Below are 791 nucleotides of genomic sequence, written 5' to 3'. Positions count from 1 at the left end.
ATCAATCGGGAAGACAGGATTCGAACCTGCGACACCTTGGTCCCAAACCAAGTACTCTACCAAGCTGAGCTACTTCCCGCGTTAAATAAAAAAATGCACCCTAGAGGAGTCGAACCTCTAACCGCCTGATTCGTAGTCAGGTACTCTATCCAGTTGAGCTAAGGGTGCTCATCATTATATGCCGAGGACCGGAATCGAACCGGTACGATCGTTACCAATCGCAGGATTTTAAGTCCTGTGCGTCTGCCAGTTCCGCCACCCCGGCCTCTCTAAGCGAACGACGGGATTCGAACCCGCGACCCCCACCTTGGCAAGGTGGTGTTCTACCACTGAACTACGTTCGCATCGACCTCTTATTCTATATAAAAAAATGCCGGCTACATGACTTGAACACGCGACCCTCTGATTACAAATCAGATGCTCTACCAACTGAGCTAAGCCGGCTGATTTCTATTATGCGGGTTAAGGGACTTGAACCCCCACGCCGTTAAGCGCCAGATCCTAAATCTGGTGCGTCTGCCAATTCCGCCAAACCCGCAAATATGACCCGTACTGGGCTCGAACCAGTGACCCATTGATTAAAAGTCAATTGCTCTACCAACTGAGCTAACGAGTCTAAAATAACTTCCGTTATCTTAAACGGTCCCGACGGGAATCGAACCCGCGATCTTCGCCGTGACAGGGCGACGTGATAACCGCTACACTACGGGACCTATGGGAGTTAACGGGATCGAACCGCTGACCCTCTGCTTGTAAGGCAGATGCTCTCCCAGCTGAGCTAAACTCCCAAA

The 791-nt window shown here is 50.9% G+C and carries 9 tRNA genes; all 9 read right to left on the bottom strand.

Features of this window, described 5'->3' with window-relative positions:
* Positions 1-5: 5 nt before the first annotated feature.
* The 9 genes from M1G01_RS09620 to M1G01_RS09580 all read right to left on the bottom strand — a co-directional run bounded on the left by M1G01_RS09620 (position 6) and on the right by M1G01_RS09580 (position 788).
* Positions 6-79, bottom strand: a tRNA-Pro gene (locus M1G01_RS09620).
* 15 nt (positions 80-94) lie between these two features.
* Positions 95-168: transfer RNA gene (locus M1G01_RS09615), tRNA-Arg, on the bottom strand.
* Between the two features lie 11 nt (positions 169-179).
* Positions 180-265: transfer RNA gene (locus M1G01_RS09610), tRNA-Leu, on the bottom strand.
* A 7-nt stretch (positions 266-272) separates the two neighbouring features.
* Positions 273-344: transfer RNA gene (locus M1G01_RS09605), tRNA-Gly, on the bottom strand.
* A 27-nt stretch (positions 345-371) separates the two neighbouring features.
* Positions 372-444: transfer RNA gene (locus tag M1G01_RS09600), tRNA-Thr, on the bottom strand.
* Between the two features lie 12 nt (positions 445-456).
* Positions 457-538 (bottom strand) — tRNA-Leu (locus M1G01_RS09595).
* Between the two features lie 5 nt (positions 539-543).
* Positions 544-616 (bottom strand) — tRNA-Lys (locus M1G01_RS09590).
* Between the two features lie 24 nt (positions 617-640).
* A tRNA-Asp gene (locus M1G01_RS09585) sits at positions 641-713 on the bottom strand.
* Positions 714-715: 2 nt separating this feature from the next.
* Positions 716-788, bottom strand: a tRNA-Val gene (locus tag M1G01_RS09580).
* Positions 789-791: the final 3 nt, after the last annotated feature.

It is taken from the genome of Streptococcus oralis (genome assembly GCF_023110055.1).
Classification (GTDB): domain Bacteria; phylum Bacillota; class Bacilli; order Lactobacillales; family Streptococcaceae; genus Streptococcus; species Streptococcus oralis_BY.
Note: the sequence above shows the minus strand (reverse complement) of the source record. Positions and strands in the feature narration are given on the sequence as shown.